Genomic DNA, 5,190 nt, shown 5'->3' with positions numbered 1-5,190 from the left:
GGCCATGGTCTCTTTGACCAGGAGTGAGTTCATCACGAGAAGCGAATCGCCTAGAATTAGGCGGTTGGCCCAGCCGACTTCGTGTTTGTAGAACTCGACCTGCTTATCTGCTGGCAGGGGCGTTTCGCCGAAGAGATCTGGTTGTGGCGGCTGGGGGCGGCGGACGGCGTTGAGGATGGCGCGGGTGGAGATGCGCTCGTGGATGTGGAGCGAGACGACGTCTGTCTCGAAGCTGGTGTGCTCGGCTTTGCCGGCCCATTGGAGTTGGGGATCGAGGTGGGGGTCGTAGGCGTAGGTCTTGGTTTGGCGCTCGCGCACTTCGTAGGTGGGGGCGAAGCCTGCGGGTGGGTTATTTTTGCGTTTGGCTTCGGGGTGACGAAAATCGGGTGGTTCGCTTTGGGGATGGGTGTGGCTTTTTTTTGGTGGCATTGGTTTTTAAGGAATCATGTCAGATGGCAATTTATAAGGCAACTGTGGATGGAGGGGGTGGCGTGATTTGGGGGAGTGGTTTGACAAGGGAGGGGCGGTGGGGTTTTTTTGGGGGGCTTGGAGTGGGTGGGGGGAGGGTGTGTGGAGGTGGGGTGGGGCGGTTGGGTTATACTTTTGTGTAGAGCTCGCTGCCTTTTTGGGTGAATTCGCGGGACTTTTCTTCCATGCCGCGCTTGAGGGCTTCGTCCTGGGTGATGCCTTGTGCGGCGGCGTATTGGCGGAGGTCTTCGGTGATTTTCATGGAGCAGAATTGGGGGCCGCACATGGAGCAGAAGTGGGCGGATTTGGGGGGATTTAAGTATTAGTGCAATTAAACAAACGGGATGTATAACTTCAGAATAACAACGCTTGTGTGTGAGTAGCGAGACAATTGTATTACCCCAGAAACGACTTTAGCTTGAAATTAGAAGATTTTGGAATAGCTGATTAGATAGTTTTTTGAGGTCGTTGTTTTTCATCCATGCTGAGTCTGGCAATTCAAGCTCTTTGATGAATCGAGATGGACTTAGCAGTTTGCCTTGCACCATTCCGCTGTCGAATATGAGGAGATTATTTCTAGTTCGGGAAACGGAGACGTAGAATAATCTTCGTTCTTCTTCGAGGAAGCCACTTTCTTCTGCTTGGGAACTTGGCCAGATGGTATTGTTAGCATCAAGGATGATCACGGTGTCGAACTCACGGCCTTTGGCACGGAAGGCGGTCATTAGTTCTACATTAGTATTGTTGGAGATAGAACCGTTAGCTTCTTGGAGACTTTTTTCGATGTCTAGGATAAAAGCTGCAAAATCGGATTCGTAATCAATTGCTAAATCGATGAGATGGCCAAAAGGTGGGTCTGAGTAAAAGATATCGTCTTTTGCTTTGCGGAAGTCCTTTTCAAAGCCTTTAAAGTGATCTCTGATAGCTATTAATGCAGCTTTAACGGTTTTAGATTCTAGGAAGAACTTAAGTTTAAAGGCAGAATCTTCTGGGTCAGCGTTTCCGCGCTTCAATGGGCCTGGGTAAGTAGCGAAAAGATTTATAGCTTGCTCGAGGGTTTGTGGGTTGTGGGGTTTTAAGAATTTGATTATGCTTTTACGCTCTGAGAGTGATATAGGCAGACGGTATAAATTATTGAGCAAGACAAAGAGGTTATGAATCGAGCGAGCCTCACCGATAGGTGTATTACGATCCAGCAATACGGTTAATACTTTCTTAAAGTTCGATATGGTGGGGGTGAGGAACACGTTCAGGTCGTTGCTTATCTTGAATCGGGTTCCATGTTTTGTGAATAAGATCTGGATGGGGACGAGTTGGCACTTTTTACGGCCGAGGATGGCAATGGAGTGTTGGGGATGAAGGGTTGAGAGTTGAGCCACTAACTCATGGACGATGTGGATGGTGTAGTATGCACTCGGGAGCGAAATAACTCGAATATTGGCATTTTGCGTCTGAACGGCCTCAATATGCTTTGATATACGGAACTGGTTTTTATTTATGAGCTTCGAGGAGTGTTCAACGACATTACGTGGACAGCGGTAGTTTCGTTTTAAGAATACAGTTTCAAATTTTTCATCATTGCAGAAAAAGGCTAGGTATTTGTCAGGATCTTGGATGAAATGGGGGGTGCAGCCGCGCCACTCGTAGATGCACTGGTCATCATCTCCTACGATAATTAAATTTGCATTCGACATGTGAACGACTTGGGCGACAAAGAAGAGTTCGAGGTAATTGATGTCTTGAAACTCATCAACCAATACATGGGATATTTTTTGTTGTAGCAGCCAAGTCTGTGCTTTTTGATCATAGGCTAGTAGATGCAATGCCCAATATTTCTGATCTTCCAGCGTGATAATTTTTGAATTCCAAAGTTGTGTCGTCAGCTCCTGCCAGAATGGGAACCATTTCTGGAAGAAGATGTCCATGAACTCGTTTTTGTGAGTTGAAAAGAGGTTATCACTACCGAGATTGGCTTCACTCATCTTTAGATGAAGGATTGTATCTCTTTTCAATGTGCACAGAGCGTTATAGTGTGATTGTGTTTCTTGGATCGAAGAATTGTGATAAAAGCCTAAAGTTTTGGTGAGATCTGTTAGTTCAGCAATTTGATTGAGGTATGAGTTTTGTTCATCTTGTCGCAGAATCGGTCTGGATTTCAATAAGTCTATAATACATCGTAGGATTAAAGCCCAATCCGATTGAGGCGTAACTAACTGACAGTTCGGGACAAATTTTTTGATCAATTCGTAGCCAAAGGAGTTAATTGTGCATACATGTAATCCACACTCTTGAGAAAGTCCCATCTCTATCGCACGTTGCTTGAATTCTTGAGCTGCGGCATTGGTAAAGGTGAAAGTTAGAATACGAGCGGATGGGTTATCTGAGATGATCTTGGCTGCTTTTGCAACTAGGCTTTTTGTTTTTCCTGCACCAGCGGGGGCGATTACGCGAATAAAACGTCTATTTGAATTTATAAGTTTGGTTTGAGATTCATCGAGCTTGAAATCATCAATTTTGTAACTCTTCTGTTCGGATAGAAGTTTGCTAGCAATCACAGAGACCTGTTTGTGTGCTAGTTTTCTAACATCTTGGATCAACATAGTCGGGATTGGAGTGTTATCTTCATCATGTTTCAGTGTAAAGCACGGTGAAGCTTGACAAAATCGCGGGATTTTTCGTCGATACCACTCTGCAGGATGGATGCTATCTGAACTGTGTTTGGCGGATTAGGAGCCAGTAGGGCGCGTTTTAGGTAATTTTCAAATCTAGAATTCGGGAGCAGAACTAAGAGGATAATTCTGCTGGCTTAAAAAGAACAATCGGTGGTTGGGATAAGCTGTTTTTTTGACGCAAGTCCGCCTGGTCAAACATTATGAATGGGGCAATTTTGCTGAGCTCATCTTTTATGTTAGTGAATTGGTAGAATAGGCTTGTGGGATTTGTGATTAAAATTTGGTTTATACGCGCAGAGAAAGCATCTCGACTGTGTGTTTTCGCACCCATGCTGACTCAGGCAATTCGAGTTCATCGATAAATCGTGATCGAGGTAAAACTTCACCTTGTATTCTATCGCTTACGACTAGGAGTAGATTATTTCTTGCCCGTGTGACTGCCATATAGAATAAGCGACGTTCCTCCTCAAGGTATCCTCTTTCCACAGCCATCTTTGTGGGCCATATGGTCTCATTGGCATCCAGGATGATTACCGTATCGAACTCACGTCCTTTTGCACGAAAGGCTGTCATGAGTTCTACCATTGAACTTTTGTCAGATGATCTATCTGTAGAGTTGATGGTTTTTTCGATATCCTTGATGAAGGCTGAAAAATCCGACTCGTAATCGTTGGCAAGGTCGATGAGGAAGCTGAAAGGAGGATCAGAGTGAAAAATATCCTCTCTGGATTTTCGGAAGTCTTTCTCGAATCCTTTCATGGATTCGTTTATTTCCATCAGAGCATTTTTGACCGTATGAGTATGAAGCAACCGCTCGAGTTTGTCCGCGACTTTTTTCGGGCTAACATCACCCTTAAAATTTCCACGGTATCGTGCAAAGTGGTTTACGGCTTCGTTGAGCGTTTTTGGTTTTAGATTTTGTAAATACTCCATGATTTGGGGGCGCTCTCTTTTGGAGACGGGGTAGCGGTAGGCTCGGTCTAGCATGGCCATGAAGTTTTTAATAACTGTGCTTACATCGAAGGATTGATTGGCGGTGGGTATGAGGCTGAGGACTTCTTTAAAGGACGAAAAAGCTGGTGCGAGGAAAATATTTAAGTCTTCATCGATGTGGAATCTCACCCCTTGCTTGTTAAGGAGAACTTGGATTGGGACCAACTGGCATTTCTTTCTTCCGAGGATGGCGATGGAGTGTTGGGGATGTTTTTTGGTGAACGAAGCTACTAACTTGACGACGGTTTGCATTGAGAAATAGGCCGTCGGAAAGGAAAGGATGCGGATATTTGCCTCTTGAGACTGGACAGCTATGATACGCTTAGGTAGGCGCGACTGGTTATTGCTTATGAGCTTTAATGAATGCTCGATTACGTTGCATGGACAACGGTAGTTTCGTTCAAGTAGTATTGTTTCAAAGCCTGAACTGTTGCAAATGGAAGATAAATGCCTGTCTGGATCACGAATAAAGTCTGGACTGCAGCCGCGCCATTCATAGATGCACTGATCATCGTCTCCTACTATGTATAAATGTGATTTAGACACATGAACGATTTGGCAGATGAGATAGAGATCGAGATAGTTTATGTCTTGAAACTCATCTACCATGACGTGAGTTATCTTCTGCTGCTTCAGCCACTGTTGTGTATCTTCATCATTTTTCAGTAGATGTAGTGCCCAATATTTTTGGTCCTCTAGAGTGATGATCCTCTTATCCCATAATAGAGTTGTTAGATGCTTCCACAATGGAATCCATTCCTCAAAAAAAATGTTTTTTGGAAAATTTTTGTTGTCAGATCTGGGTATCGATGACTTCAAGGAGTAGCGGGTTAATAAACCCACTTCCTTGATCTTTTCCTCAAGCACGACGTCAATCTTAGACATACATATGTTTTCGTTCTGTGCTTCGAGCTGCTCATCGGAGTGAGTATGGCTAAAACCGAGACTTTTGGTAAGGTCGGACAATTCAGCTATTTGGGAAGCTAAGTGGTATTGTTCGGAGAAAGTTATATTGGGGCTCCAATTGATTGAATTCCTAATGGTTTTGACAAGGAGA

5 protein-coding genes are annotated in these 5,190 nt (G+C 44.4%); 1 reads left to right on the top strand and 4 read right to left on the bottom strand.

Annotated elements, in window-relative coordinates:
• Nucleotides 1–429, bottom strand: a 429-nt coding sequence (locus NZM04_00245) for a hypothetical protein (protein ID MCS7062473.1), incomplete at its 3' end; no start/stop codon positions are given.
• Between the two features lie 23 nt (nt 430–452).
• Between NZM04_00245 and NZM04_00240 the strand changes: the two genes are divergently transcribed.
• Nucleotides 453–611: a hypothetical protein gene (locus NZM04_00240; GenBank protein MCS7062472.1), complete on the top strand. Its 159-nt coding sequence runs from the start codon at nt 453–455 to the stop codon at nt 609–611.
• On the opposite strand, the gene NZM04_00235 is transcribed toward NZM04_00240, so the two are convergent.
• From NZM04_00235 to NZM04_00225, 3 genes are all read right to left on the bottom strand, one after another.
• On the bottom strand, nt 596–730 hold the full coding sequence (locus tag NZM04_00235) for a hypothetical protein (GenBank protein ID MCS7062471.1): 135 nt from the start codon (nt 728–730) through the stop codon (nt 596–598). The genes NZM04_00240 and NZM04_00235 overlap by 16 nt on opposite strands.
• Nucleotides 731–881: 151 nt before the next feature.
• Nucleotides 882–3,068, bottom strand: a complete 2,187-nt coding sequence (locus tag NZM04_00230; protein ID MCS7062470.1) for an ATP-dependent helicase — start codon at nt 3,066–3,068, stop codon at nt 882–884.
• Between the two features lie 357 nt (nt 3,069–3,425).
• On the bottom strand, nt 3,426–5,190 hold a 1,765-nt coding region (locus tag NZM04_00225), incomplete at its 5' end, for an ATP-dependent helicase (GenBank protein MCS7062469.1).

This window comes from Candidatus Methylacidiphilales bacterium, assembly GCA_025056655.1.
Taxonomy (GTDB): Bacteria; Verrucomicrobiota; Verrucomicrobiia; order Methylacidiphilales; family JANWVL01; genus JANWVL01.
Note: the sequence above shows the minus strand (reverse complement) of the source record. Positions and strands in the feature narration are given on the sequence as shown.

What these genes read in the sequence shown, in the direction of transcription:
- NZM04_00230 (MCS7062470.1), bottom strand. Translation starts at nt 3,068, where the DNA reads ATGTTGATCCAAGATGTTAGAAAACTAGCACACAAACAGGTCTCTGTG.
- NZM04_00235 (MCS7062471.1), bottom strand. Translation starts at nt 730, where the DNA reads ATGAAAATCACCGAAGACCTCCGCCAATACGCCGCCGCACAAGGCATC.
- NZM04_00240 (MCS7062472.1), top strand. Translation starts at nt 453, where the DNA reads ATGGCAATTTATAAGGCAACTGTGGATGGAGGGGGTGGCGTGATTTGG.